This is a genomic window from Actinoplanes lutulentus (assembly GCF_003259845.1).
GTDB lineage: Bacteria > Actinomycetota > Actinomycetes > Mycobacteriales > Micromonosporaceae > Actinoplanes > Actinoplanes lutulentus.
Genome location: NZ_QLMJ01000016.1, coordinates 49,672 through 76,405 on the forward strand (window position 1 = coordinate 49,672; position 26,734 = coordinate 76,405).

Sequence of the window (26,734 nt, forward strand, 5' to 3'; positions counted from 1 at the left end):
ATGTAATCTACGTCTACCCGCGGAGGGCCGCCGTCACTGCCAGATGTTGTCGTGCTCCAGATAGAACGCGGTGCGCTGGGCGTCGGTCATCTCGGCGATCTCGGTCAGGCCTTCGAAGTAGCCCTCGCGGGGTGCGCCGGGCGCGAAGTGCAGCAGCATCTTCACCGGGGCGCCGGAGTGGTTCTTGAAGGCGTGGATGCCGCCGGGCGGGACGTGCACCCAGTCGCCGGGCTCGGCGTCGATCCAGCGACTGCCGTCGTAGATCCGCAGCACGCCGTCGAGGATGTAGAACGACTCGGCCAGGCTGTGGTGGAAATGCGGTTCGGGGCCGGTGACGCCGGGGCCGCACTCCCAGCGGTAGAGGCCGAAGAGGCCGTTCGTCGACTCCCCGGTCGAGAGGTAATGAATCCGGGTGCCGTTCGGGTAGACGAGCTCGGGCTCGGTGGCGGCGGGGCGGTACGTGGCGGAGACCTCGCCTTTGTCGCCGTGGTAAAGCGGGGGCGGATACGTCATGGCGTCGATTATGCCGAGCGGCACCACCGGTAGAGCATCCTAGGAACCTAGTTGGATGCCCTACCGGCAAGCGCCACAAAGGGTCAGCGGCGGCCGACCGCCGTCGGGCGGACCACGAAGATCACCCGGTCCGGGGCGTCCTTCGGTGCCTCGGTGCCGAACGGCGCGTCGTAACGCTTCGCCAGCTCCACGTAGAACGCTCCGGTCGGGTCCGGGTCGATGCGCTCGACCACGCCACGCACCTCGATGTAGCGGTACGGGTTCTCCGCGTCGATGATCGAGATCGCGACCGCCGGGTTCGCCGAGATGTTGCGGAACTTGCGGCGGAAGTTGGTGTGCGTGAACCGGATGAACTCGCCGTCCCAGGCGAACCACATGGGATTCACCTGCGGGGTTCCGTCCTCCCGGACCGTCGCCAGATCAGCGATGAGCGGCCGTTCGAGCAGGTCCAGCTGGTCTTCAGGGATGATGGTCGTCGTCATGCTCTCCATGGTGGAGGACGATCGTGAACACGCGTACCCCAGGGGGTTTGCTCGTCACCGGCACCGTGGGTGCCGGAAAGACGGCGGTCGCGGAGGCGCTGGGTGATCTTCTCGCGGAGCGCGGGGTTCCGCATGCGGTGATCGATGTCGACTGGCTGCGGCGGTCGTGGCCGAGTCCGCCCGATGATCCGTTCAACAGCAGGATCACCCTGCGGAACCTGCGGGCCGTCGCCCACAACTTCGTGAACGATGGTGCCCGGCTGCTGGTGCTGGCCGGCGTGGTGGAGAGCCGGGCCGAGCGGGACCGCTACCAGGACGCGATCGGTGTGCCGATGGCGGTGTGCCGCCTCGGCACCAGCCTGGAGATCGTGCGGGAGCGGCTGCGCCGGCGGCATCGTGACGATCCGGCCGGGCTGGCGTGGCATCTCCAGCGGTGCGGCACGCTCGATCGGATCCTGCGGGAAGCGTCCGTCGAGGACGCGGTGGTCGACGGCGGGCACGGGTCGCCTCGCGACGTCGCTGCGGCCATCACCCGGAGCCGATGCATTAATAACCTATCAGTTACATAGGTTAACTAGGTTATAGCGGCCTGCTGTGCCATATTGGATTTCGTGAAGCAGGCATACGTCACCAGCGGAAACGGGCCGAACCGACGCGTCGGGGGCGGTGCCTGATGCTTGATCTGCGACGGATGATGCTCCTCAGCGATCTGGCCGATCTGGGTACGGTGACCGCGGTGGCGGAACGCCGCAGCATCACCAGCTCGGCGGTCTCCCAGCAGTTGCGCGTCCTCGAAAAGGAGACCGGCGCGATCCTGTTCCGGCGCGACGGGCGCACGCTCAGCCTCACCCGCAGCGGCCACGTCCTGGTCGAGCACGTACGGCGGGTGCTGGGCGCGGTCGACGAGGCGATCAGCGCGGTCGCCGCCACCAAGGGGCAGGTCTCCGGGCAGATCGCGATCGCCACGTTCAACATGGGGATCTCCATGCTGGCCGCGCCGATGATGCAGCACATGCGGGTCGCCGAGCCCGACCTGCACATCCAGGTCCAGCAGGCGCCGAGTCCGGCCGCGGCCCGGCTGCTGCGCCAGGGCGAGGTCGACGTCGCCATCACCTGCCGGTACGACTTCGACGCCGACGAACCGCTCAGCGGGCTCGCCGGGGAGTACCTGCTCTACGAACCGCTCGTGCTGATGGCGCCGTCGCATCTGCACCTGCGGATCCGCAGCCGCGGCCTGAGCGCCCTCGCGAACGAACCGTGGGTGAGCGGCCGGCGCGACTCCGGCATCGACACCGCGATCCAGCGCGCCGGCCGCTCCGCCGGATACGTCCCGCAGATCAAGCACCGGATGATCGGCGCGCAGAACATCTGCGACATGGCGGCCACCGAGGTCGCCGCCGCCATCGTCCCCCGGCTGTCCGTGCCCGGGCACCTGCAGGGGCTGATCGTCGACGGCCTGGAGCTGGGCGGACGCACCGTCAGCGCCCTGGTCCGCGAGGGCCGGCAACGCGATCCGAACATCGCGTCGATCCTGCGGGCGCTGCGCACCATCGCGGAGGAGACCGCGCCGGTCGTCCGCGGAAATCGTCTCGGCATTGCCGCCTAACAACCTCAGGAGGGCCATCACATGAGCCGGCCGGGCAACCCCGACCTCGCTGCCAGCGAATCCCTGCGACTGCTCGGGCCGGCACCCGCCGCCTGGGTGCCACACTTCGCCGGAACCGACCATGACGTGGCGGTCATCGGTGCCGGTCAGAGCGGGCTGACCATTGGGTACGCGCTACGGCGTGCCGGCATCGAGCGAGTAACTGTGCTCGACGCCTCCGATGGCGAGCACGTCGGTAGCTGGGCCGCCAAGGCCCGGAACCTGACCCTGCGGACGCCGAAGACGAACCCTGGTCCTGAGCTGGGAAATCCCGCGCTGAGTTTCCGTGCGTGGTTCGAGGCGCGCGAGGGCGCGGAGGCGTATGCCGCGATCGAACGGATCAGCACCGCCGACTGGATCGGCTATCTGGCATGGTTCCAGCGGCAGGTGAAGGTGCCGGTGCGCCGGGGTGTCCGGGTGGCGAAGCTGGAACCAGATATCTCCGGGAACATCCGGATTACCACGAGCGACGGCACCATCGAGGTCGCCCGCAAGGTAATCCTGGCGACCGGCGTCGAAGGCACCGGCGGCCCACGGATCCCCGCCGAGGTGGCCGACCTGTCGCCGTCCGTTTTCGCCCACACCGGACACCAGCTCGACTACCGGACTCTCCAGAACCGGTCCGTCGCCGTTCTCGGCTCCGCCGCCTCCGCGTTCGACGCCGCCGCGACCGCTCTCGAAGCCGGCGCGTCCGAGGTCCATCTCTTCACCCGCCGGCCCGACCTGATCGTCATCCGCCCCGGCGGCAAAGGCCCGAGCCACGCGCAGGTCGAGACGTTCCACCGGCTGCCGGACGCCGAACGCTGGCGCCGCCGCTCCGCGTTCACCAGCAGCGTGCCGCTCGACTCGGTGCTGCGCGCCACCGCCCACCCGAACTTCCGGATCCACCTGGCCGCCCCCTGGACCCGAGCCACCGAGATCGGTGGGCAAGTCAAAATCGAAGCAGCCGACGGTACGCACACCGCGGACTTCGTCATCGCCGGAACCGGATATCAGCACGATCCACGGACCCGGCCGGAGCTGGCCGGCATCGCCGACCGGATCGCGCTGTGGCGGGACGTCTACCAGCCGCCGGCCGCGTACGAGTCGGAGCATCTCGGGGCGTTCCCGTACCTGGGTGCCGGTTATCAGCTGACCGCCCGCGACGCCGCGGACGCCGCGTGGGTGCCGAACATCCACGTCTTCAACGCCGCCGCCAGCCAGAGCTTCGGCCTGCCGGTCGGTGACGTGCTGAGCCTGCGCGGCGGGGTTCCGCGCCTGGTCGAGACGATCGTCGGCGACCTGGTCCTGGCCGACCTGGGCCGGGTCACTCCCCCGGCCGGACCCGCCGCCACGCCGTCCCGCGAGGAGTACGAGCACGCCGTCTGGAATTGACGGTTCAGCGGGCTGCGCGCCGATCCTCCGTCGAGGACACTCTCTCGCATGGCAGACGTGACAGTGCTCGGCGCCGGGGCCGCGGGTCTCGCCGTGGCCGCTCAGCTGACGGCGCGCGGCGTGGACAGCGTCGTGCTGGAACGCGGCCCGGGCGTGGCGTCCAGCTGGCGTGGCCGGTACGACAGGCTGCGGCTGCACACCATCCGCGGCCTGTCCGGCCTGCCCGGCATGCCGATCCCCCGCGAGTACGGCCGATGGGTCAAGAAGGACGACCTGGTGCGCTACCTGGAGGCGTACGCACGGCGTTTCGCTCTCGACGTGCGCACCCAGACGACGGTGACGAGCGTGAAGCCCGGCGCCGACGGCTGGTCGCTGCGGCTGGCGGACGGCTCCGAGCACGCGACCCGGACCCTGGTCGTGGCGACCGGATATCTGCACACGCCGGTCGTGCCGCAATGGCCGGGCCGCGAGGAGTGGACCGGCACGCTGCTGCACTCGTCGCGGTACCGCAACGCCGGCCCGTTCGCCGGCAAGGACGTGCTGGTGGTCGGCCCGGGCAACAGCGGCGCCGAGATCGCCACCGACCTGGCCGAGGGCGGCGCCGCCTCGGTGAGCCTGGCGATCCGCACGCCGCCGCACATCGTGCGCCGCGAGACGGCCGGCTGGCCCGCGCAGATGAACGGCCTGATCCTGGGCCGCCTCCCGGAACGCGTCTTCAACACCCTCGCCGCCACGATGGGCCGGATGGAGATGCCGGACCTGCGACCGTACGGAATCGACCGCCCGGTGACCGGGCTGAAGACCCGGCTGCGCACCGAGCGGTACGTGCCGGTGCAGGACGTCGGCATCGTGCGCGACGTGATCGCCGGCCGGGTCCGCCCGGTCGCCGCGGTGCGAGGTTTCGACGCGACATCGGTGCTGCTCGCGGACGGCACCAGCCTGCGACCGGACGTGGTCGTCGCGGCCACCGGGTACGGCACCGGCCTGGGCGAACTCTTCGACGACCCGTCGCTGTTCGACGAGACCGGGGTCCCGCACGTGCACGGCGGTCCGGCCGCGCGGCCCGGGCTCCACTTCCTCGGGTACGACGTGACACTGGGCGGCATGCTGCGCCAGATCGCGATCGAGTCCCGCCGTGTCGCCCGGGCCGTCACCAGCTAAGCCCGGGCCGTCAAGAGCTGAGCCGGTCGCGGGCCGAGGCGAACCCCAGCCAGGTGTGCCGGTTGCCGGCCCAGCACCAGCCGACCTTCGGCGCCCGCCGCCGGGCCGTGCCGTCACGCCCGGTGCCGCCGCTGATCCAGATGGCCGGCGTCCGGGCGTCGAGGCCGGTTCGGCTGCGTTTGCGGTCGCCGATGGTCATGAAGCAGTGGTTGGGTTCGAGCACCTTCGGGTCCTGCAGCAGCCAGCTGATGCCCTCGTTCACGGTGAGTGGCGTCCGCCCGCGTTCCCGGATCACCGGCAGCGCCTCGGTGGGGCTCCAGTTGCGCATGTCGTCGCCACGGTCGGGCTCGCGGATCAGGTAGAGCGGGCGATCGGGCAGGTCCAGACCTTCGATCGGTACGAATTCCTCCAGGTCGGTCATGTCCTCGACGACGAAGCCGGGTTTGTCGTCGCGGCGCAGCAGCGGCGCCAGTTGACGGGCCGTGGCCAGTGCCGGATGCACGACCAGCACGCTCTGCGGCTCGTCGGGCAGCGCGGCGACGCAGGCGGTGAGTTCTGCCGCGCTGCGGCCGGTGACGTCGGCGACGCCGGCTTCGAGCAGGCGGTGGAGCTGGCGGTTCACGCTCATGCGGTCTCCCGGTGCGAGGTTGATGACGGCAGAACACCGTATAGTGTACGGAGTATTCCCCGCGTATGCTCGCCCGCATGTTCGCGCCGGCTCACGACGACCTCAGCCTCGGCACCTGGCGGCGTGATCCGGGGACGGTGGTCCGCCGGGCCGTGTCGGTGCCGGCCGGCGATCTGGGGCCGCTCGCGATCGTGGCCGAGTCGGAGGTGCCCGGCGCGCCGACCGACTGGCTGCCGCACGCGCACCCGATGCACGAGCTGGTGTGGGTGCGCGGCGGCACGCTGACCTCGCGGATCGGGAACCGGATCTTCACGGTGCCGGCCGGGTTCGGCCTGTGGCTGCCCGCCGGGGTGATCCACGGCGGCCGGCTCACGGCGGCCGCCGAACTGCACGACGCCTTCTTCGACCCTGGGCGCACACCCGTCGAGTTCGCCGGGCCGACGTCGATCACCATGACGCCGCTACTGGAGTCGCTGCTGCTCCGGCTGGCGCGCAGGGACCTCGACGCTGATGCGCGGGCGCGTACCGAAGCTGTTGTCTTTGATGTTCTTGATCCTTCGGAGCGGCAGCTCGCGCTGGAGTTGCCCGGGGATCCGCGGATCGACCCGATCGCCGAGGCGCTCCTCGACGACCCGTCCGACGATCGGGGCCTGCGGGAGTGGGCGGCGCATCTGGGGATGAGTGAGCGGACTATCACCCGGGCGTTCCGGGAAGCGACCGGGCTGTCGTTCGCGCAGTGGCGGCAGGCGCTGCGGGTGCACGAGGCGCTCGCCCTGCTGTCCGCGGGCGCTGACGTCCGGGAGGTCTCCGAGCAGCTCGGATACTCCCAGCCGAGCACGTTCATCGCCGCGTTCCGGCGGGTGATGAAGGTGACGCCGGGGCTACTCGCCAAGGCGTCCTCGTCTCAGGCCTGATGTCCGGATTCCCGTATCGCCTGTCCTGAGTGCGGGATTGCCGACAAGTTGATCATCACCTAGCCTCCGTAAGGCAAGGCAACCCTTACTTATGGAGCCCCTCCCATGTCCCCTGTCTTCCTCCGTGGTGAACAGCTGCTGCTTCGCTACGGGAAGACCGCGGTGGTGCACGGCGTCTCGGTGACCCTGGCGCCCGGCCAGGTCACGGCGCTGGTCGGACCGAACGGCAGCGGCAAGTCCACGCTGCTGCGCGCCCTCGCCCGCCTGCATCGCGTCGACGACGGCGAGGTGCTGCTCGACCAGCGCGCCGTGTCACTGCTCACCGCGCGGGAGTTCGCCCGCGAGGTCACCCTGTTCTCGCAGTCCCGGCAGGCCCCGCACGGCCTGACCGTGAGCGAGGTCGTCGCGTTCGGCCGCCATCCGCACCGGCGCCGTTTCGCCGGGCCGTCCGCCGCGGACCGCGACGCCGTCGATCGTGCGATGGGCGTCACCGGCGTGCGGGACATGGCGCAGCGGGCGGTCGGCGAGCTCTCCGGCGGCGAGATGCAGCGGGTGTGGCTCGCCGCCTGCCTGGCGCAGGAGACCGGCGTCGTGCTGCTCGACGAACCGACCAACCACCTCGACCTGCGCTATCAGATCGAAACCCTCGATCTGGTACGGGATCTCGCCGACGACCACGGCGTTGCCGTCGGCATCGTGCTGCACGACCTCGACCATGCCGCCCGGGTCGCCGACACCCTCGTGCTGCTGCACGCCGGGCGGGTCCACGCGGCCGGCGATCCCGTCGAGGTGCTCACCGCCGAGCATCTCAGCGAGGTCTACGGCCTGCGCGTCGAGGTCGAGGCCGACCCGCGGTCCGGGCGGCTGCGCATCGACCCTGTCGGGCGGCATCCCGCCCGCAATCGGAAATTCGCATCATCTAAAGAAGGACTCTGATGAAATCCCTCATCCGCCTCGCGGCGCTCGCCGCGACGGTCGCCGTGACCGTCACGGCCTGTGGCACCACCGAGGTCGAGGAGCCGGCCGCCGCCGGCTCGGCCGCCCCGACGTCGCAGACCTGTGCCGACGACACCACGACGACCGCGACCGGCCCGGTGTCGATCACCGACGGCGTCGGCCGCACGGTGGAGCTCGCCAAGCCCGCCCAGCGCGTCGCGGTGCTGGAATGGCAGCAGACCGAGGACCTGCTGACGCTGTGCCTCACCCCGGTCGCGGTCGCCGACGCCAAGGGGTACGGCACGTACGTGAAGGCCGAGACCCTGCCGGCCGACGTCGTCGACACCGGCGAGCGCGGTGAGCCCGACCTCGACGCGCTGTACGCGACGAACCCCGACCTGATCGTCGTCGAGGCGTACAAGGCCGACGACGAGATGATCACCAAGCTGGAGAAGCGGGGTGTGCCGGTGCTCGCCACGGTCGGCGCCGACGCGTCCGGCCAGATCGCGAACATGAAGAAGGTCTTCTCGATGATCGGTACGGCCACCGGCCGCACCGAGCGCGCCGACCTGGTGCTCAAGCAGTTCGACGAGCACCTCGCCGAGGCCAAGGCGAAGGTCGCGGCCGCCAAGGTGACCGCCACCGACTTCCTGTTCTTCGACGGCTGGATCGAGGGCGGCAACGTGGTCATCCGCCCGTACGGCAAGGGTGCCCTGTTCACCGAGCTCGGCGAGCAGCTCGGGATGACCGCGGCCTGGACCGACAAGATCAACGCCTCGTACGGCAGCGGCGGCGTCGACCCGTCGTACGGTCTCGCGCAGACCGACATCGAAGGCCTCACCGCGGTCGGCACCGCGACCCTGTTCTACTCCGACGACGAGACGCCGGACAGCTACGTCAAGGAACTCGTGAAGAGCCCGATCTGGACGGCACTGCCGGCCGTGAAGGAGAAGCGCGCGTACTCCTTCCCCGCCGGTGTCTGGGGCGCCGGTGGCCCGCTCTCCAACGAGCAGGCGATCGACGCGTACGTGAAGATCCTGACCCAGGCGTGAGCGACACCCGGGTGCGGCGGGCACTGCCCGCCGTAGGGCTCGGGCGCGGCGCGAGCGGGGCGGCCGTCCTGGCCGCCCTGCTCGTCGTGGTCGTCGCGACCGGTCTGTGGCACGTCACCCAGGGCACCTCCGGTGTCGGATTCTGGGATCTGGTCCGCTTCGTGTTCGGCGCCCGGGAGCAGGTCGGCGGCGTGCCGATCGCCGACGTGGTGACCGGCTCGCGGCTGCCGCGGGTGTTCGCCGGGATCGCCGTCGGAGTGGCGCTCGGCGCGGCCGGGGCGCTGCTGCAGTCGGTCACCCGCAACGCGCTCGCGGCCCCCGACACCCTCGCCGTCACCGCCGGCTCGTACTTCGCGCTGTGCGCGGTCGCCGCGTTCAACCTCACCGTGCCGCTCTGGGCCTCCGGCGCCGTGGCCTTCGCCGGCGGTCTGCTCGCCGCGATCCTCGTGCTCGGCCTCGTCGGCAGCGCCTCGGGCATCGCCTCGACCCGGCTGATCCTGGCCGGCTCGGCGGTCGCGATGGCCCTCGATGCCGCGACAGCGACCCTGCTCATCCTCTTCAAAGAAAACACCACAGGTCTGTACGCCTGGGGCAGCGGTTCCCTGGCACAGCTGAACATCGACGCCGCTCTGCGTGCCGCCCCGGTCATCGCCGTCACGCTCGGCGGGGCCCTGCTGCTGGCCCGCCGCCTCGACGTGCTCGGGCTCGGTGACGACACGGCCGCCTCGCTCGGTGTGCCGATCCGCTCGACCCGGATCCTCGCGATCCTCGGCGCCGTCCTGCTGACCAGCATCTCAGTGACCCTGGCCGGGCCGATCGCCTTCGTCGGGCTGGCCGCGCCGGTCGCCGTACGCCTCGTCGCGAACCGCATCGGCGTACTGAGCCGGCACCTCTTCCTGATCCCCGCCTGCGGGCTGGTCGGGGCGCTGTTCGTGCTGCTCGCCGACGCGGTGCTGCGTGCCGTGATGGGCGCTCAGGCGGCCGCCTCGATCCCGACCGGCATCCCGACATCGCTGCTCGGCGCCGTCGTCATCGTGGTTCTCGCTCTGCGGCTGCGCGACGCCGGATCAACCCGGGAAGCGCCCCGCGCCCGGGTCGCGGTCCGCTCCCGGCGGCGCTTCCTGACGGTCACCGTCGTCGCCGCCGTGCTGCTCGTCGCGGCGGTGACCGCCGGACTGCTGGCCGGCAGCCTGTGGCTGCGGACCGGCGACCTCGCGCTCTGGCTGCAGGGCACCGCGCCGGACCTGATCGGGCGGGCGCTCGACGACCGGGCACCGCGGGTCGCGGCCGCCGTGGTCGCCGGTGCGGCGCTGGCCCTGGCCGGAACCGTCGTGCAGGGCACGGTCCGCAACCCCCTCGCCGAACCGGGCGTCCTCGGCATCACCGCCGGCGCCGGCCTCGGCGCGGTGATCGTGGTGACGTCGGATCTGCCCGGCGGGCGGACCACGCTGATCGTCACGGCTGTCGTGATGGGGCTGGCCACGTTCGGGCTGATCACGCTGCTGGCCTGGCGTGGAGGGTTGCTGCCGGACCGGTTCCTGCTGATCGGCATCGGCTGCGGTTATGCGCTCACCGACATCAGCACGTTCCTACTTCTGCGCGCCGACCCGTGGGACACGCCGCGGATCCTCACCTGGCTGTCCGGTACGACGTACGGCCGGACCTTCGACGACGTGCTGCCCGTCGTCGTCGTGCTGGTCCTGGCCGTGCCCGTGGTCTTCGGGATGCGCCGGGAACTCGATCTGCTGTCGATCGACGAGGACACCCCGCGGATCTTCGGCGTTCGCCGGGAACGGACGCGGTTCGTGCTGCTGACCATCGCGGCACTCGCGGCGGCGGTCAGCGTGACCGCGGTCGGGGTGGTGGGCTTCGTCGGGCTGGTCGCGCCGCACATCGCCCGGAGCCTCGTCGGGGTCGGGCATCGGCGGATCATCCCGGTGGCGATGCTGCTCGGTGGCCTGCTGGTCTGTGTCGCTGACGCTCTCGGGCGTACCGTCATCGCGCCGTCGCAGATCCCGGCCGGGCTGATGATGGCGCTGGTCGGGGCGCCGTATTTCGTGTGGTTGTTACGCCGATCCTGACCTTGGCAGGAAGTCGCGGATCAGCGTGCTGATCAGCTCGGGGCGCTCGGCGACGAGGTTGTGGGTGGTGCCCGGCACGATGCAGAGCTGTGCGCCGGGGATCGACGCGGCCATCAGCAGGCTGTGGCCGGGGCGGATCGTGTCCCGGTCGCCGGAGACGATCAGGGTCGGCGCGGTGATCCGGGCCAGGTCGGCCGGGTCGATGTGCGGTTCGGTGGTCCACAGGCGGAACAGTTTCGCCAGGACTACGTCGGCGTGCTCGGGACCGTCCGGCGAGAGGCGTTCGTAGTGCATCCGCTCGACGTCGGGCTTCTTTTCCGCGGGCTTCGCGTCGGGTTCCTGTTTCGCGGGCTTCGCCGGCCTGGTCAGCACCGGAGCGCCCTCGTCCTCGAACGCCGACGGGTCCAGGTTGGCGCTGATCGCGGTGAGGGATCGGACCCGTTCCGGGTGGTCCAGGGCCAGGAACAGGCCGATGATCGCGCCGTCGCTGTAGCCGACGATGTGCGCTGACTCCAGGCCGGCGGCGTCGAGGTAGGCCAGGGTGTCGGCGATGCCCCGGGCGTAGTCGTACTCCCCCTCGATGTCGGCGGAGCGGCCGTGGCCGGGGCGCTCGAACGCGTACACACGGTGGTCTTTCACGAGGACGTCGGACTGTGCTCGCAGCGATTCCAGGGAGCAGAAGCCGCCGTGCAGCAGGAGGACGGGATCGCCGGCGCCGGCGACCTCCGCGTAGAGGTCGGCATCGCCGATCCGGATGTAGCTCATGCACTCCGCCGTCTGTCTCGCTGGATCGGGAACCGGCACAGCGTACGTGTCCGTTTCAGATCAGGGGTAGCGCCAATAGGTTTGCTGTGGAAACCTATTGGCATGACCACTGATTCGGTATCCACCGGCGATGATCCGCACCGCCTCCTCGCCGACGTGCGCGACCTGACCGGCCGGGTACGCCGTGACCAGCGCCTGACCTGGGTCGCACTGCTGGTGCTGGCCGCGGTGACCCTCGTGGCCATCCCGTTCGACTGGTTCTTCCTGAAGCTGGACTGCGACGACAGCGGCTGCGTGTTCGCCCGCCGCGGCATGCTCTACTACTGGCCGCCCGCGCTCCTGCTCGCCTACGCGGCGATCGCCGTCAGTTACGTGCGGGCCGCCCGGGAACGGGGGCTGGGCGCCCGCGTGCTGCCGTACGCGATCACCGGCGCCGTGACAGCCGTCCTGTTCACCGCCGCGTACACGGCGGCGGCCGCGTACTTCCCGAGCAACCCGCCGTTCGACGGCGGTCCGATGCCGTTCTGGTGGATCGTGCTGGATCGGCTGATCGCGCCGTGGGGCCTGATCGGGCTCGCGCTGCTGGTGCTGTCCCACCTGGAACGCAACGTCCCGCTGCTGGTGTTCACACTGGCGTACCTGGTGCTGGTACTGCTCGTGCTGCCGACGACCGAGGGAATGTCAGCACCGGCTTGGGTGTCCGGGACGAACGCCCAGATCCGCCTGTCGATGGCGCTGCCCCAGCTCATCGTCGGCGTCGTGCTGCTGGCCGGCGGGATCGGCTTCGCCAGGGCACGCCGTTCGTCAAGCCCGGCCGGAGGACGCAGTGCCTGACGGCCACCCGGTCACCGGCCTCGACGAGGTCGTGCACCAGCGGGTGCGGCTGGGCATCCTCGCCATCGCCCACGAGGCGCGGCGTGTCGAGTTCGGGTACCTGCGTACCCAGCTCGACCTGACCGCCGGCAACCTCTCCAAACACCTGTCGGTGCTGGAGACGGCCGGGCTGATCGACATCGAGAAGGGCTACGAGGGCAAGCGTGGCCGCACCTGGATCACGCTCACCCGGGACGGCACCACCGCCCTGGCCGAGGAGATCGGCCGGTTGAAGGTGCTGATCGCCCGCGTCGAGACCCCGGCGGAGGAGACATGAGCCTGACCCGGCGCAGCCTGCTCGCCGCCGGCCTGGCCGTCCCGGTCGCCGTGACCGCCGGCGGCGGGGTGCCGGTGACGGCCGCCGCCGCCCGCCTCACGCTGCCCGCGCCCACCGGTCCGCATCCGGTCGGCACGGTGTCGCTGCATCTCGCCGGCCGGGACACGATGGCCACCCTGTGGTACCCGGCCGCGCCCGGCGCAGGGTGTTATCCGCGGGCACCCTGGCTGCCGGCCGCGCCGCTGCGGGCGCTGCTCACCGACAACGGCTTCGATCCCGGTGCGGCGGCGGGACCGCTCACCGCGAGCCGGGAGGGCGCTCCGGCACGACCCGGCCGTTACCCGGTGATCCTGTTCTCGCACGGCACCGGCGGGCACCGCTCGGAGACGGCCGTGGTGGCGCAGGAGCTGGTCAGCCACGGTTACGTCGTGGCTGCCATCGACCACCCGCACGACTGTTACGTGGAGTTCCCCGACGGCCGGGTCGCCGTCCCCGACGACGAGCCGACCACGCCGTGGACCCATGCCGAGGACATCCTGTTCCTTCTCGGCCGCCTCGAGAAGATCCGCGCCGGCTCTCTGCCCGCCGGCCTGGCCGCCGCGCTCGACCTGCGCAACCTCGGCGTGTACGGCTTCTCCAAGGGCGCCACCGCCGCCGCCCTGGTGATGAACGCCGACAGCCGCGTGCGGGCCGGTCTCAGCTTCGACGGTCAGATGGAGTCGGGGCCACGGCCGGAAGCCCTGGACCGGCCGTTCATGCTGATGAGCGCGGACTTCACCCGAGCCGCCGCGCCACCCGTCGAGGAGTTCTGGCAGCTGCTGCGCGGCTGGCGGCTCAACGTGCACGCCAAGGGCAGCCGGCACGTCGCGTACTGCGACTACGAGACGGTGATCCCGCAGCTGCTGACGCGGATGGGTGCGGACGAGAAAGAGGCCGAGGGCTGGATCGGCACGCTGGACCCGGACCGTGCGATGCGGATCCAGCAGGCCTATCCGCTGGCGTTCTTCGACCGGCATCTGCGCGGCGCCCGCAGCCGGCTGCTCGACGGTCCGAGCCGGGCCTTCCGCGAGGTGCGGTTCATCCCCTGACCCGCGCAGGCTCCCCGGCGAGAATGCCGTAGCCGAAACCGGCCACCACCAGGCCGTCCTCGGTTACGGAGACGCCGCTCGACAGCAGCGCGGTGGCACCGGCGGCCTCGGGGGCGACGAGCGTCGCCGGTTCCCGGCGGGGATTGACGACGATCAGGTGTGACTCGCCGCGGACGTACGCGAACGGGTACCCCTCGCTGATGACGCGCGTCCCCGCCCGGGTTCCGAGGGCGGGGACGGCCCGCCGCAGGGCGATCAGTTCGCGGACCAGGTGGAGCGTCGACGACGTGTCGGTGTCCTGCGCGGCCACCGTGGGCCGCTCCGGCGACGGGTCGACCGGAAGGTAGAGCTGGGAAGCCCCGGCGGTGGAGAAACCGGCGTTCGGACCCGCGTCCCACTGCATCGGCGTGCGGCAGCCCGACCTGTTGTACGCGGGATTGCAGATCGACCCCTCCACGTCCGGCAGATCCGGCAGATATCGCATGCCGATCTCGTCGCCGTAGTAGAGGCAGGGCACGCTGCCCCAGGTGAACAGGAACGTCAGCGCCGCGCCGAGCTGCTCGGCGGTACGCGGCCCGCAGCACAGCCGGTTGAAGTCGTGGTCAGCGGTCGACATCACGATCAGCCGGTCCGGGTCGGCGAGGCGAGCGGTGTCCCAGGCATCGAGGAAGGTCCGGGTGGTGCCCTGCCCCTCGGCGGCGAAGAACGGTTCGCCGGGCTCGTGGAACGGCAGCAGCCCGGCGTAGTGGTTGTCGAACAGGCTGCTGTGCGCCTCGTGAATGACCAGGAAAAAATCGGCGTCGAAAGCGAACGGCCCGCCGGTCCGCGGCTCGGAACCCTCGGGGATCAGGACGGCGTCCGGGTACGCGGTGTTCAGCCACTCGCGGATCTCCCGCCAGAGCTCCACGGTCTGGGCCAGGCCTTCGTCCAGCTGCTCATCCTTGACCAGCGAGAACGCCATGTCGACGCGGAAGCCGGCGACACCGCGGTCGAGCCAGAACGCGAGGATGTCCCGCAGCGCCTGCCGATTGCGGCGCGGGCCGGGCGCGTCGACCGCATCGCGCCACGACTCGTCCCCCGGCCGTCGCACCCATCCGAAGTTCAGCGCCGGCTGCTCGTCGTAGAAGTTCTTCAGGTAGTAGCCCTTACGCCGGCCCGGTGACCGTACCCAGGCCGGCGTGCCCGGGATGTCCCTCGTCCACGCCCGGTCCGGCAGTTCCTCGCACCAGATGTACCGGTCGCCGTCCGGGTCCGGCCCGTCCGCGTTCAGCTCCCGCTGGAACCATGCGTGCTCGATCGAGGTGTGCCCCGCGACGAGGTCGAGCATGACCCGGATGCCGCGCTCCTTCGCCGCGGCGACGAGCGCGACCATGTCGTCGTTGGTGCCGTACCGGGGAGCGATCGCCAGATAGTCGGCGACGTCGTAACCCGCGTCCGCGAACGGCGACGCGAAACACGGGTTGAACCAGATCAGGTTCACGCCCAGGGACGCGATGTGATCCAGCCGCGCGATGACCCCGTGGAGATCCCCGACGCCGTCGGCATTCGCGTCGGCGAACGACTGCGGGTAGATCTCGTACAGAACAGCGTCGGCAAACCAGTCACGGCCCATGACGAGGATGCTACGGATTGTGCTCCTGCTCAGGCAGGCTCGGGGCCTCACCGACCCCCGGGATGAAGACCGGCAGCTCACCGGTCAGCAGGTGCTCGCCGATCAGCCGCTCGCGGTAGATCGCCGGGTTGTGCGAGGACAGGACCCGCGCGTTGCGCCAGTGCCGGTCCAGGCGCAGGTTCTCCTCGACCGCCGACGCGCCGCCCACCTCGAAGATCTCCGTGGTGGCGTGCAGGACCTGGTCGATCACCACGGACTGGGCGCGCAGCACGCCGAGCTCCGCGTGCTTTTCGAGCTCGTGGACGTCGTTCACGCGTACCGAAGTGGGGTTGGTCCGGTGCGCGTAGCGCGCGTTTTTCGCGGCGTCGAGGTCGGCAGCGACCTGGAGGACGATCTGGCGGGAGGTGTGGGCGATCGCGTCGACGCGGCCGAGCACCTGCTGGACCAGGGGGTCGTCGGCGGGCAGGTCGGCGCTGCCCTGGCTGTAGGAACGGCGGCGCCGGCGGACGAATTCGGCGATGTCGTCGACGGCGCGGCGGGCGATGCCGGCCAGGGTCGCCAGGTGCACGAGCTGGACGACGGAGTTGGTGCCGGCCAGGCGCGGCTGGTAGGGGATGATGTCGAAATCATCGACGGCCACATCGGTGAAGACGGATGTGCCGCTGCCGCTGGTGCGCTGGCCGAAGCCGGAGTAATCGTCGATCAGTTCGACGCCGGGTGCGTCGCGGGGAACCAGGACGGTGACCTTCTCGTCGTCGTCGCGGGTGACCGCCACCGAGATCCAGTCGGCGTAGAGGCTTCCGGTGGAGTAATACTTCGTGCCGCTGAGCAGCAGCCGGCCGCCCTCGTGACGCAGCGTGGTGTTGGTGCGGCCGCGCACGTTGCCGGCGCGCTCGCTGCTGGCGTTGCCGACGAACGCGCCGTCACCGATCCTTTTCAGCCAGGCGCGGCCGCGGTCGGTGTCACGCTCCTCCCAGCGGTCGTCGGTGAAGCGGAAGTGCACCCGGAACGCCTGGACCAGGTTCGAGTCGGCCGCACCGAGCTCGATGAGCAGGTCGAAGAGCTGATAGAGGCTGGCGCCGGAGCCGCCGAGCTCTTCCGGGACGCGCAGCGCACCGAAACCGAGAGCGGTGAGCTCGCGGGCCTCGTCCAGAGGCAGAGCGCGGGTCCTGTCCCGGTCCAGCGCGCCGGCGGCGATCTTGTCGAAGAGGGGACGGAAGCGGGTCATGTTTTTCCTCCGGACGATGATCAGAAATAGCCGACGGCGGGCAGCTCGCCGGCATTGACGACGACGTCACCAATCACCCGGGCCTTGAACACGGTCGGGTTGTGACTGAACAGCGTGCGCAGGTTGCGCCAGTGCCGGTCCAGGTGGTGCGACGCGCGCGTCGCGGACGCTCCCCCGGCCCCGAAGATCGCGCCCGCGGCGCGCAACGCGATCTCCTCAACCCCGACTTTCACTTGCGACGCCTGCAACGCGGCCTCTTCCTCGCGTACGCGCGAAGCAGCCCCGTGTTCACGAAGATGCCCGTCGGCCCGATCGAGGGCGTCGGCCGCCGCCAGCACGGCGGCCTCCACCACGAACGCGGCCGACGACAGCTCGCCGACGATCTGCAAGATCTGCGGGTCGTGGCGGGTGTCGTCGTGGTTGCCCCACGAGTAGGAGCGGGTGCGGCCGCGTACCAGATCCGCCGCGTCGGCGGTGAGCTCGCGCAGGATGCCGGCGGCGATGGCGTGCAGCAGCAGCTGCGACTGGGCGCCGTTGCGCCGGTCCGGGTTGGGGATGGTGAACGGCAGCAGCTCGCCCGGGTGGACGACCACGTCGGTGAGCACTGTCGTGCCGCTGCCGGTGTGCTGCTGGCCGATGCCGTCCCAGTCGTCGTCGTGGCTGATGCCGGCACGGTCGGCGGGGATCAGCGCGTTGACCCGGTTCCCCTCGGTGTCGTTCGCGGCGAGGCGCAGGTAGTCGGAGTAGAGCGCGCCGGTGCTGTAGAACTTGCGGCCGTTGAGCCGGTACACGTCTCCGTCCGGGGTGAGCGTGGTGTCGTAGCTGTAGACGCCGGCCCGGTTGCCGAGCTCGGCGGCGGCCCCGCCGAACAGTTTGCCGTCGAGGATCTCGGCGAGCCACGGTCGCTCGGTGCGGGCGAGCAGCTCCTCGACGAAGCCGTAGTGCAGCCGCAGGATGTGCGGGACATCGGGGTCGGCCTCGGCCAGACGGATGAAGAGGGTGAACGCTTCTCGTCTGGTGTATCCGGCGCCGCCGTCGGCTTTCGGGATGCGTATCGCGCCGAGACGGTGGCGGCGGATGAGGTCGAGGGCTCTGTGTGGGTGTTCGCCGGGGGCCTCGGTGCGGCGCCGGCGGGCGTCGGCGGCGATCGCGCTGATGATTTCGGCGAGCTCGGCGGAGTCGAGCGCCGGGGCGACGGGCCTGGTGTCGTCGGGTGCCGGGGTGACGGGTGTGCTGTGGTCGGGTGCCGGCGCGGCCGGTGTGCTGTCGTCGGGTGCCGCGGTGACGGGTGTGGCGGTGTCGGGTGCCGGTGCGGCGGGTGTCGTGGTGCTGGTCAGGGTCATGCGTGCTCCTTGATGCGGTGGCGCGGGACGGGACGGCGGCGGGCGTCGATGTCGGGGCCGAGCCAGGGCGGTGACCAGCCCTCGTCGGCGCGGTTCACCGTCACCCCCGGCGGGACCAGCTCGTCGATGGCGTCGAGGATCGCGTCGTCAAGAACGATCTCGGGTACGCCGAGCAGGCTCTCCAGATGATCCAGAGTGCGCGGCCCGACCAGCACGCTGTCCACCTGCGGGTGACGCAGCACGAACGCGACCGCCAGCTGCGGCAGGGTGATGCCGGCCTTCGCCGCGAGCTCGCCGAGCTTGATCGCGAGGTCCCGCTTGATCTGGTTCTCCGGCACCGCCGGGTCGTGCCGGGCCGGCTGTTTCGCGGCCCGCGCCGACGGCGAGGCGACGCTGCCGGCGACGTGCCGTCCGGACAGCCATCCGCCCGCGAGTGGACTCCAGGTCAGCACGCCGAGGCCGTACTTCGCAGCGACCGGCAGGGTCGCACGTTCCGCACCACGGGCCAGGATCGAGTACGGGACCTGCTCGGTGACCGGCCGGCTCCGCCCGGACCGGCTGGCCGCCCACTGTGCCTCGACGAGCAGGTGCGGCTCGTTCGTAGTGGTCCCGTAGTAGCGGATCTTGCCCTGTTTCACCAGGTCGTCGAGGGCGGCGACGGTCTCGGCGATGTCGGCGTCGGGATCCGGTTTGTGCTGCTGGTACAGGTCGATGTGGTCGATGCCGAGCCGGCGCAGCGAGTTCTCCACGGCCGTGAAGATCCAGCGCCGCGAGCTGCCGCGGGTGTTGACGCCGTCACCCCACTGACTGTGGAACTTGGTCGCCACGATGACGTCGTCGCGGCGCCCTTGGATCGCTTTGCCGACGATCACTTCGCTCTCGCCCTGTGAGTAGGCGTCAGCCGTGTCGATGATGTTGATGCCGGCGTCCAGCGCCCGATGGATGATCGCGATCGCCTCGTGGTGGTCGCCGGTCGCGCGGGCGCCGAAGTTCATCGCCCCCAGCGTCAGCGGGCTGACCTTGACACCGGTCCTGCCGAGCGTGCGGTACGTCAATGCTTTGTCCTTTTCTTGCGGGTGTCTCCAGCATGGAAAGGGCGGGCCGGGCGAACAACGAGGTTGCGCTACGGCCATCGTTAAGCGCAGCTTGCGGGGCCCTGGACGGAGAGGGGCGGTGAGCGAGGTTGCGCAACGACCGTCGACACGCGCAGCTCGCGGGGCCTCGGACGGAGAGGGGCGGTGAGCGAGGTTGCGCAACGACCGTCGACACGCGCAGCTCGCGAGGCCCCAGACGGAGAGCGACGGTGAGCGCACACGAACGGCTGCACATGCGCTGACCTCTAGCTCTGCCGGAGAGCGAGCAGGATCGGCAGGGTGAGCAGGGCTGCTACGACGCCCAGCAGACCGAAGCCGATCGTGGTGAGGATGACGCCGGCGGCTAGGCCGGCGATGCCTCCGGACGCGGCGGTGAGCAGGTCGGCGGTGCCCTGCACCTGTACCCGCACGTCGGCCGGGACGTTGTCGCTGAGCAGGCTGGATCCGGCGATCAGACCCATCGTGGAGCCGATGCCGAGGGCGCCCATCGACAGGAACATGATCAGGACGCTGTGGCCGGCGACCAGCGACAGCACGCTGGAGCCGATCATCACCCAGACGCCGGCGCGCAGGGCGGCACGCGGGCCGAACCGGTCGGCGTAGCGGCCCGCGAGAGGGCTGAACGCGTACATGCCGACCAGGTGGATGGAGAGCACGAACGGGCCGAGGGTCTCGTGGCCCTGATGCTTCATCACGACCGGGGCCATCGCCATCAGCCCGATCATCACGAGCTGGGTGAGCACCATCGCGATCAGGCCCAGCCGGGCGGTCGGGTCGTTGCGGATCGCGGCGAGCGCGACAGGCAGGCTCACCGGCCGGTCGACGCTGGTTGTTCCTGTGGCGGCGCCGGCATTCTCCGTGGCGGCGCCGGCTTTCCCTGTGGTGGCGCTGGTTGCTCCTGTGGTGGCGCTGGTTGCTCCTGCGGTGGCGCTGGTTTTTCCCATTACCACCTGCAGGATCAGCAAGGGGTCGGGTCTCAGCCGGACCGCTACGTTGATCATTGTGGCGGTGAAGAGCAGGGCGCTGAGCAGCCACGGGCCGGAATATTTCGCCAGGCCGAACCAGGACTCGCCCGCCTGCTCGGCCGGGATGATCAGCAGCGGCCCGGCGATGGCGCCGAATGTGGAGGCGAACAGGATCCGGCCCATCGCCGTGCTCCGGTGGCCGGGAGCGGCCAGGTCGGTGGCGGCGTACCGGGCGAGCAGGTTGGTGGCGGTGCCGGCCCCGAAGAGCACCAGGCCGACCAGGAAGATCGGCAGCAGGCCGGTCTCGACGCCGGCGAAGGCGAGCAGGCTGCCGAGCGCCGCCAGTCCGTACCCGAGCTGCATGCCGGCGCGACGCCCGCGCCGGCGCATCACCCGGGACAGCAGTTGCGCCATGATCGCCGCGCCGGCGGTGACGCAGGCGCCGGCGAGCCCGAGCCACGGGGTGTCGACGCCGACGATGTCCTCGACGACGTAGATGCCCACGGTGATCGCCGAACCGAGCGCGGCCGCGCCGACGACCTGCCCGGCGGCGAGCACCCGCAACGCGCGTTTTTGCAGCTCGGCGTAAGTTTCGACGGGGTTCCCGGCGTGGATTTCAACGGGGTTGTCGGCGTGGCCCTCGACGGGGTTCCCGGCGTGGGCTTTAACCGGGCGTCCGGCGAGGCCTTCGGCGCGGTTTCTGGCCAGGTCTTCGGCGCGGTCTTTGGCGCGGTTTTCGGCGTGGCTGTCGGTGTTCGGGTGGGTGCTCGTCATGGTGTGGCCGGTAGGTTCGGGCCGCTCGTCAGGAACGTGGCCACCGACGGGCTCTCCAGCGCGTGGGTGAGCTCCAGCAGACGCGGGTCGCCGGCCAGCCGGGACGGGGCGACCAGCACTGTCGCCCACGGGTTCTTCGGGCCGGGCTCGACGGCGAGGGCGTCCTTCTTCGGGTCGAGGCCGAGGATCGCCGCCTGCCGCGGGCTCAGGACCAGGGCGTCGTACTGCGGATAGATCTCCGTGAGCCGTTCGTCGGAGTGCAGCCCGAGCAGCGACAGGTGCCGCAGCGAATCCTTGACGTTGGCCTCGGTGATGCTCAGGTCCACCGGGGTGACGCCACCGAACGGGCGGTCCAGCTCGACCAGGTGTGCGCTCTGCAGCAGGTATAGGCCCCGCGCGAAGTTCTCGGTGCTGCCCGGCAGGACGATCTTGGAGCCGTGCGGCAGGCTCTGCCCGGTGACCTCGTCCTCGACGACACCCATGTTGACCCAGGACGGGGTCTCCTTCAGGTCCGTCCACTTCGCCGAGTACAGCGCGTAGGGCTCGACGCTGACCTTTGACACCACGCTGAGCGACGGGTAGGACGCCTTGCCCTGCTCGAACGCCGGCGCCTGCTGATAAAAGGCCAGGTCGGCGTCTCCTGCCTCGATCCGCTCGTTGGCATCCGCGGGCGCGTCCACCAGCTGGACCTTCGTGGTCGGCGGGAGCAGGTTGTCGACCGTGTACCGCAGGACGTCGCGGAAGGCGCCGGCGCCGGTGTAGATCAGAAGGGTGCCCTCGTCGGGCCGGTTGTAGCTGACCTCGGCCGTGGAGCCGCAGGCCGCCAGCCCGATCACGGAGGCCGCCAGGACCGCGATCATCCGGATTCGTCGCATCACCGCACCTCTAGAGGACGTCGTAGAAGAAGGAGGCGACCCGCGGGCCGGCCGGAGTGTCGAACGTGATCGTCACCTGCCAGTTGCCGGAGACCGGGACGACCAGGTCACGGCTGCTCCAGCGCACGCCCTCGCCAGTGGGTTCGCCGCCGCCGAAAGTGACCGGCAGGCGCGCCACATTGGCCTCGCGGGAGGACAGGTCGACGGCCGGTGAGGAGTCCGCGCCGGCCGCGGCGGCGACGATCAGCTGCTGCGGGCCGCGACGCGTCGACGGGATCGTGATGTCCAGGACCGCGCCGTTGCCGAAATTCACCGTCGTGCTGACCGGCGGGTCGTAAGTGACAGTCGCCGGAGCCACCGACGACAGCACGCCGGTCGCACCGAACACCGCAGTCACCAGTAGCAGTTCGGCACGCAGGAAGTGGTGGGGCGCGATGCGGCGATGGACCAGCCCCGCCGCGGCCAGGGCCAGCGCCACCAGCGCCACTTTGATCAGCAGCGTTCGCCCGTACCCCGTACCCAAGAAGGCCAGGGGCGAAGGGATGCGCAGCAGCCCCAGCCCGAATCCGGTGCTCACCACCACCGCGGCGTGGGTTGCCGCGAAGCGATGCCACGTCGCCCGCGGGATGTCGCGGCGCAGCAGGAACGCGATCACCGCGACGCCGCCGAGCCAGGCCAGGACCGCGTAGACGTGCGTCAGCGTCAGCACCAGCGGCAACGGAAACAGCTGCGGGTCGGCGCCGTGCCCGCCGTAGGCCACCGCCGTGACCGTGGCCGCGGCAACGACCACCGCCAGGATCCGGTTCCGGCGCACCGATCCCACATCCGGCAGGTTCAGCCGTACGATCGTGACCGCGAGCGCGACCAGCGCCGAGATCCCGAATGCGGGGTTCACCGTTAGCAGGCTGCCCGCCGCTTCGCTGGAGATCCGGGTGACGCCGCCGGCGCGATGACCAGCTTCGATGACCAGGCGGGTCACCAGGCCGGTGATCAGCAAACCGCTCCCCCACCGCACGATGCGCTGCCAGCCGCGGCGTTCCCGCAGGTGCGGCCAGAGCCAGGCGCTGACCAGCAGGACACCGCTGGACAACACCGCGCCGAGGTACACCGCCAGTTTCGCCAGGTAGGAGGCGATCGTGTCGGCGCTGCTGGTGGCCTGGGCGGTGGGCGCGGTCAGCAGGCCGGCGCCGGCGCCGACGGTGAACGCAGCCGACACCGACACGACGTGCGTGTCCACCGAGAGCAGCCGTGCCGTCGCCAGGAACGAGCCGTCCGGCAGGGCTGCGGCGAGACGGATCGTGACCACGGTGCGGTCCGCGTTCAGCTCGGCCGTCGTGACCCGGTGCCGGGTGCCGTCCTGGTCGATGACCTGCGCCGATCCCTCGACCAGGGCGACCGCCTCGTTGAGGGTGAAGACCACCTGGGACGGACCCTGGCCCAGGTGGCTGCCGTCGGTGGGGGTGGTGCCGACCAGGGTCGCGTGGGCCCATGCCGGCGACGGTGCTGTTCCGGCTCCCAGCAGCGCCAGCAGGAATACGACGACCAGTCGGCGGACCATGTCTTACCGGCCCCGCCGAGCCGCGGCGGACGCGGCCAGGATGACGGCGATACCGATCAGGGCCCATTGCGCGAGTTCGGTGCCGTTGCCGTCCGTGTCCTCCTCCGTCTGCTGCTCCGATGCCGCGAGCTGGGTCTCGTGGGTGGTCACCGCGCCGTGGTGGTCGGTCGCCGCCTCACCGAGGGTGACGATCGGGGCGGGATGCTCCGGCTCGGAGACGGCGTCGACCGCGACCTCGTTCCATTCCACCGAGGTGCCGTCGCTGTACCGCTGAGTGGTGGGCAGCGGCACCTCGTCGCGGTCCTTCGGCCACGGTCCGGCAGAGAACGTGAAGAGTCCGAACTCCGCCGGGCCGAGGCCTTTCTTGTCCTCGGCGGTCCAGGTGATGGTGGTGACCCGCTGACCGGTGGTCGATACCGTCGCCGACCAGCCGGGGATCGGCAGCACCCGTGCCGAGCTCAGGGTGACGTCATCGGGGATGGTCACGGTCAGCCCGATCGTCGAGGCGGTGTCGCTCTCGGTCGGGACGGTCAACCGGACCAGGCCGTATCCGCCTTTGCCGGGGCTGGAGCCCTCTACGCGTACATGAGCCTGCGCCGGAGGCGCGATGATCAGCGTGAGTGTCGCGCCCAGCAGGAGCACCGCCGTGAGTCGCGTCCTCATCGGCTTGTCAGCCCTCGCTGCCAGCGGGTGAGGTAGCGCTCGGCGCCGGACATCAGGGCGTTGACCAGGATGCCGAGCAGGCCGAGGGTCAGGATGCCCGCGTAGATCTGCGGGGTCTGGAATCGGTAACTGGCGTTGTTGATGTAGATGCCCAGGCCTTGCGCGCCGCCGACGAGTTCGGCGGCGACCAGGGCGGTGAAGGCGTTCGCGGCGGCGAGCCGGATGCCGGGGAAGAACGACGGGAGCGCCGCCGGCAGCACCACCTGACTGAATATGTACAGCCTGCCGGCGCCCAGCGTGCGGGCCGAGTTGATCAGGATGCGTTCCACGCCGCCGACCGCGCCGACCGCGTTGATGAAGATCGGCCAGAAGCAGGCCCAGACCACGATGGCGACTTTCGACTCCTCGCCGATGCCGAGGAACGCGACGAAGACCGGCAGCAGGGCCAGCAGCGACAGGTTGCGGAAGAAGAGCAGGACCGGCTCGGCGAGCTTGCCGAAGACCGGGACCGAGCCGACCAGGATGCCCAGCACGATCCCGACGACCAGGGCGATCCCGAAGCCGATCACCGCGCGCTGGATGCTCGGCCACGCGTCGGCCGGGATCGAGCCGTCCGCGATGCCGTCGACGAAGGCCTTCAGCGTCTCCTGCGGGGTGGCCAGGTACAGCGAGCTGATCAGTCCGCGATCGATCACCAGCCACCAGACCAGCAGGAAGCCGAGGAGGCCGACCGTGCCGTAGATCAGGCTGTCGTACTTGAGTGCTTTGCGGCGCTGGGGTCTGGTAATCGGCGGCGCGGCCGGCTCCTGTTTCTGAGCCCGCTGCGGCTCAGTGATTGTCGGTGCCAAGGCGCACCTCCTCCTCGAGGATCCGCGCGACCTGCGAACGGATATGGATGAAGTCCTCGGTGTTGCGGGACTCGCTGGTACGCGGACGCGGCAGATCGACGTCGATCAGGGCCTTGACCCGGCCGGGCGCGCGGGTCATCACGGCGATCCGGTCGGACAGGAAGATCGCCTCGTCGATCGAGTGGGTGACGAAGAGGACGGTCTTCTTCGTCGTGCCGTTCTCCCAGATCCGCAGAAGCTCGCCCTGGAGGAACTCGCGGGTCTGTGCGTCCAGGGCGGCGAACGGCTCGTCGAAGAGCAGGACGTCCGGCTCGTAGGCGAGGATCCGGGCGATCGCGACACGCTGGCGCATGCCGCCGGAGAGCTGGTGCGGTAGCCGGTTCGCGGCCGTCTGCAGCCCGACGGTCCTGAGCACCTCGGCGGCGCGGTCCCGGCGTTCCTTGCGGGGCACGCCCCGGATCTTCAGGCCGGCCTCGACGTTCTTCTGCGCGGTGAGCCACGGGAACAGCGCGTAGCTCTGGAAGACGACGCCGACGTCCTTGTTCACACCCTCGACGTGCTTGCCGTCGACCAGGACGTCACCGCCGTCGTAGGTCTCCAGGCCGGCCAGGATGTTCAGGAACGTCGACTTGCCGCAGCCGCTGGGCCCGAGCAGGGAGAGGAACTCGCCGCCCTTGATCTGGAGGTCGAAGTCCTCGAGGACCTTGTTGCCCGGGAACTCTTTCTCGACGCCGTGTGCCGCGATCTTGGCGGTCTGAACGGCCGTCGTCATTTCTGCACCAGCGGGCTGTCCAGGATCCCGGTGTTCTGGGTGTCCCTGATGATCGTCTTGTTCTGGGTCTGCGAGACCAGCAGGTCGGCCGTCTTGGCGTACGGGTTGTAGGCGTTCGTCGCCATCTGCTCGATCGTCACCTCACGCCACGTCGGGGTGACCTCGCCGACCTCCTCGACCAGGTCCCACCAGAGCTGCAGGCTCTCCTTGTCGAGCAGCGCGTTCGGCGCGTAGTGCCAGTTCGTGGTCTGCTCCACCGGGTACCCGGTGGTCTTGCCGGCGATCTCGGCCGACTCCTTCGGGTGCTCGTTGGCCCAGTTCGCCGTCTTGGCGATGATGCCGACGAACTCACGGGCCGCCTCGGGGTTCTTCTTGAGCCAGATGTTGCTCGCCTTGAACGGCGCCTGGCCGCCCAGCTCGCCCCAGTCGTCGAACGACGTGGCGATCTGAGTGAACTTCTCCTTCTGGCTCAGCAGCACGCCGATCAGCGGCGGGTGGAAGACGCCGAGGTCGATCTCGCCCTTGTCCAGCGCCGGCGCGACCAGCTCGTTCTTCAGCTCGACGAACTCGACCTTGTTCAGGTCGACGCCGTTGTCCTTGAGCAGCCGCTTGATCACCAGGTCGGTGCAGCTGTTGAAGCCGGATACGCCGATCTTGCCGCCCTCGATGGCTTTCCAGTTGTTCTTGTTGATCGGCGAGCCGGCCTTGGTGAAGTACGACATGTGCGGCTCTTCCGGCAGGTCGAGCATGCTGGAGGCGATCAGCGTGAACCCCTTGACGCCCTTGGAGTACGCGGTGATGTTGTCGCTCTGCATACCGGTGGCGATGTCCACCTTGCCCTGGTCGAGCAGCTGGGTCGCGGGCACCGTGGTCGCCGGCCCGACGTACTCGGGGCGAACGCCGGCGTCCTTCCAGTAACCGAGCTCGTCGGCGATGCGGACCAGCGACAGCGCGGTCGGCGAGTTGGCGAACCGGAAACTCACGAAGTCACCGCCGGCGTCGTCGCCGCCGCAGCCGGCCAGCAGCGAGGCGACGGTGACGAGCACCGCACCTGCTGCGGTCGCTCTCCACTTTCTACCGGAAGGGCTCATGGCGGTTCCTTTCCTTACGGTGCAGACTCAGGCCTCCGCCAGCGCGTTTGCCCTGGTCGGTACTCGAATCAGTCTCAAGTGGCCGTAGTCGGCTATCAACGCTGCCGGGCTTCACGAATGCT

General features: G+C 70.2%; 26 protein-coding genes. 11 read left to right on the forward strand and 15 right to left on the reverse strand.

The features are described from left to right. Positions 1 to 33: 33 nt before the first annotated feature. Positions 34 to 513: a cupin domain-containing protein gene (locus B0I29_RS29890; protein ID WP_111652640.1), complete on the reverse strand. Its 480-nt coding sequence runs from the start codon at positions 511 to 513 to the stop codon at positions 34 to 36. Between the two features lie 83 nt (positions 514 to 596). Further along, positions 597 to 995: a PPOX class F420-dependent oxidoreductase gene (locus tag B0I29_RS29895; protein WP_111652641.1), complete on the reverse strand. Its 399-nt coding sequence runs from the start codon at positions 993 to 995 to the stop codon at positions 597 to 599. Positions 996 to 1,018: 23 nt separating this feature from the next. Between B0I29_RS29895 and B0I29_RS29900 the strand changes: the two genes are divergently transcribed. From B0I29_RS29900 to B0I29_RS29915, 4 genes are all read left to right on the forward strand, one after another. Continuing rightward, positions 1,019 to 1,564: an adenylyl-sulfate kinase gene (locus B0I29_RS29900; RefSeq protein WP_220091427.1), complete on the forward strand. Its 546-nt coding sequence runs from the start codon at positions 1,019 to 1,021 to the stop codon at positions 1,562 to 1,564. A 104-nt stretch (positions 1,565 to 1,668) separates the two neighbouring features. Further along, complete coding sequence (locus tag B0I29_RS29905; RefSeq protein WP_111652461.1) at positions 1,669 to 2,601, forward strand: LysR family transcriptional regulator; 933 nt, start codon at positions 1,669 to 1,671, stop codon at positions 2,599 to 2,601. Between the two features lie 21 nt (positions 2,602 to 2,622). Next, positions 2,623 to 4,014 (forward strand): FAD-dependent oxidoreductase, encoded by a 1,392-nt coding sequence (locus B0I29_RS29910; protein WP_111652462.1) that lies wholly within the window; start codon positions 2,623 to 2,625, stop codon positions 4,012 to 4,014. Between the two features lie 48 nt (positions 4,015 to 4,062). Beyond that, complete coding sequence (locus B0I29_RS29915; RefSeq protein ID WP_111652463.1) at positions 4,063 to 5,175, forward strand: flavin-containing monooxygenase; 1,113 nt, start codon at positions 4,063 to 4,065, stop codon at positions 5,173 to 5,175. Positions 5,176 to 5,185: 10 nt separating this feature from the next. Here B0I29_RS29915 and B0I29_RS29920 read toward each other — a convergent pair whose 3' ends face one another. After that, positions 5,186 to 5,803: a DUF5701 family protein gene (locus B0I29_RS29920; protein WP_111652464.1), complete on the reverse strand. Its 618-nt coding sequence runs from the start codon at positions 5,801 to 5,803 to the stop codon at positions 5,186 to 5,188. A 77-nt stretch (positions 5,804 to 5,880) separates the two neighbouring features. On the opposite strand from B0I29_RS29920, the gene B0I29_RS29925 reads away from it, so the two are divergent. The 4 genes from B0I29_RS29925 to B0I29_RS29940 all read left to right on the forward strand — a co-directional run bounded on the left by B0I29_RS29925 (position 5,881) and on the right by B0I29_RS29940 (position 10,786). After that, positions 5,881 to 6,717, forward strand: a complete 837-nt coding sequence (locus B0I29_RS29925) for a helix-turn-helix transcriptional regulator (protein ID WP_111652642.1) — start codon at positions 5,881 to 5,883, stop codon at positions 6,715 to 6,717. A gap of 105 nt (positions 6,718 to 6,822) precedes the next feature. After that, the gene (locus B0I29_RS29930; protein WP_111652465.1) at positions 6,823 to 7,653 is read left to right on the forward strand and encodes an ABC transporter ATP-binding protein; all 831 of its coding nucleotides are present in this window, start codon (positions 6,823 to 6,825) and stop codon (positions 7,651 to 7,653) included. Further along, positions 7,653 to 8,705, forward strand: a complete 1,053-nt coding sequence (locus B0I29_RS29935) for an ABC transporter substrate-binding protein (protein ID WP_111652466.1) — start codon at positions 7,653 to 7,655, stop codon at positions 8,703 to 8,705. The genes B0I29_RS29930 and B0I29_RS29935 overlap by 1 nt, the downstream gene beginning before the upstream one ends. After that, entirely contained in the window at positions 8,702 to 10,786 is a 2,085-nt protein-coding gene (locus B0I29_RS29940) for an iron ABC transporter permease (RefSeq protein ID WP_111652467.1), read from the forward strand. The genes B0I29_RS29935 and B0I29_RS29940 overlap by 4 nt, the downstream gene beginning before the upstream one ends. Here B0I29_RS29940 and B0I29_RS29945 read toward each other — a convergent pair. Beyond that, the gene (locus B0I29_RS29945; RefSeq protein ID WP_181558036.1) at positions 10,772 to 11,551 is read right to left on the reverse strand and encodes an alpha/beta fold hydrolase; all 780 of its coding nucleotides are present in this window, start codon (positions 11,549 to 11,551) and stop codon (positions 10,772 to 10,774) included. The genes B0I29_RS29940 and B0I29_RS29945 overlap by 15 nt on opposite strands. 102 nt (positions 11,552 to 11,653) lie before the next feature. Between B0I29_RS29945 and B0I29_RS29950 the strand changes: the two genes are divergently transcribed. Genes B0I29_RS29950 through B0I29_RS29960 form a run of 3 tightly spaced genes read left to right on the forward strand, consistent with a single transcriptional unit; the run spans position 11,654 to position 13,789 of the window. Further along, entirely contained in the window at positions 11,654 to 12,385 is a 732-nt protein-coding gene (locus B0I29_RS29950; protein WP_111652468.1) for a hypothetical protein, read from the forward strand. Then, on the forward strand, positions 12,378 to 12,701 hold the full coding sequence (locus tag B0I29_RS29955) for a transcriptional regulator (RefSeq protein WP_111652469.1): 324 nt from the start codon (positions 12,378 to 12,380) through the stop codon (positions 12,699 to 12,701). The genes B0I29_RS29950 and B0I29_RS29955 overlap by 8 nt, the downstream gene beginning before the upstream one ends. Beyond that, entirely contained in the window at positions 12,698 to 13,789 is a 1,092-nt protein-coding gene (locus tag B0I29_RS29960) for an alpha/beta hydrolase family protein (protein WP_111652470.1), read from the forward strand. Before B0I29_RS29955 ends, B0I29_RS29960 begins: the two co-directional genes overlap by 4 nt. On the opposite strand, the gene B0I29_RS29965 is transcribed toward B0I29_RS29960, so the two are convergent. The 11 genes from B0I29_RS29965 to B0I29_RS30015 form a co-directional block, all read right to left on the reverse strand. Beyond that, positions 13,779 to 15,401: an alpha-amylase family glycosyl hydrolase gene (locus B0I29_RS29965; protein ID WP_111652471.1), complete on the reverse strand. Its 1,623-nt coding sequence runs from the start codon at positions 15,399 to 15,401 to the stop codon at positions 13,779 to 13,781. The two genes, B0I29_RS29960 and B0I29_RS29965, sit on opposite strands and share 11 nt — an antisense overlap. A gap of 10 nt (positions 15,402 to 15,411) precedes the next feature. Beyond that, complete coding sequence (locus tag B0I29_RS29970) at positions 15,412 to 16,629, reverse strand: acyl-CoA dehydrogenase family protein (protein ID WP_111652472.1); 1,218 nt, start codon at positions 16,627 to 16,629, stop codon at positions 15,412 to 15,414. A 20-nt stretch (positions 16,630 to 16,649) separates the two neighbouring features. Next, entirely contained in the window at positions 16,650 to 17,972 is a 1,323-nt protein-coding gene (locus B0I29_RS29975) for an acyl-CoA dehydrogenase family protein (RefSeq protein ID WP_111652473.1), read from the reverse strand. Continuing rightward, on the reverse strand, positions 17,969 to 19,027 hold the full coding sequence (locus B0I29_RS29980) for an aldo/keto reductase (protein ID WP_220091428.1): 1,059 nt from the start codon (positions 19,025 to 19,027) through the stop codon (positions 17,969 to 17,971). The genes B0I29_RS29975 and B0I29_RS29980 overlap by 4 nt, the downstream gene beginning before the upstream one ends. 284 nt (positions 19,028 to 19,311) lie before the next feature. Next, positions 19,312 to 20,805 (reverse strand): MFS transporter, encoded by a 1,494-nt coding sequence (locus tag B0I29_RS29985; protein WP_111652475.1) that lies wholly within the window; start codon positions 20,803 to 20,805, stop codon positions 19,312 to 19,314. After that, on the reverse strand, positions 20,802 to 21,680 hold the full coding sequence (locus B0I29_RS29990) for a MetQ/NlpA family ABC transporter substrate-binding protein (protein ID WP_220091429.1): 879 nt from the start codon (positions 21,678 to 21,680) through the stop codon (positions 20,802 to 20,804). Before B0I29_RS29990 ends, B0I29_RS29985 begins: the two co-directional genes overlap by 4 nt. Positions 21,681 to 21,690: 10 nt before the next feature. Further along, positions 21,691 to 23,238, reverse strand: coding sequence for a copper resistance CopC/CopD family protein (locus tag B0I29_RS29995; RefSeq protein ID WP_111652477.1), 1,548 nt, complete (start codon positions 23,236 to 23,238; stop codon positions 21,691 to 21,693). Between the two features lie 3 nt (positions 23,239 to 23,241). After that, entirely contained in the window at positions 23,242 to 23,901 is a 660-nt protein-coding gene (locus tag B0I29_RS30000; protein WP_111652478.1) for a YcnI family copper-binding membrane protein, read from the reverse strand. Next, the gene (locus B0I29_RS30005) at positions 23,898 to 24,749 is read right to left on the reverse strand and encodes an ABC transporter permease (protein WP_220091430.1); all 852 of its coding nucleotides are present in this window, start codon (positions 24,747 to 24,749) and stop codon (positions 23,898 to 23,900) included. Before B0I29_RS30005 ends, B0I29_RS30000 begins: the two co-directional genes overlap by 4 nt. Further along, entirely contained in the window at positions 24,730 to 25,521 is a 792-nt protein-coding gene (locus tag B0I29_RS30010; protein ID WP_111652479.1) for an ABC transporter ATP-binding protein, read from the reverse strand. Before B0I29_RS30010 ends, B0I29_RS30005 begins: the two co-directional genes overlap by 20 nt. Beyond that, positions 25,518 to 26,567, reverse strand: a complete 1,050-nt coding sequence (locus B0I29_RS30015; protein WP_220091431.1) for an ABC transporter substrate-binding protein — start codon at positions 26,565 to 26,567, stop codon at positions 25,518 to 25,520. The genes B0I29_RS30010 and B0I29_RS30015 overlap by 4 nt, the downstream gene beginning before the upstream one ends. Between the last annotated feature and the right edge of the window lie 167 nt (positions 26,568 to 26,734).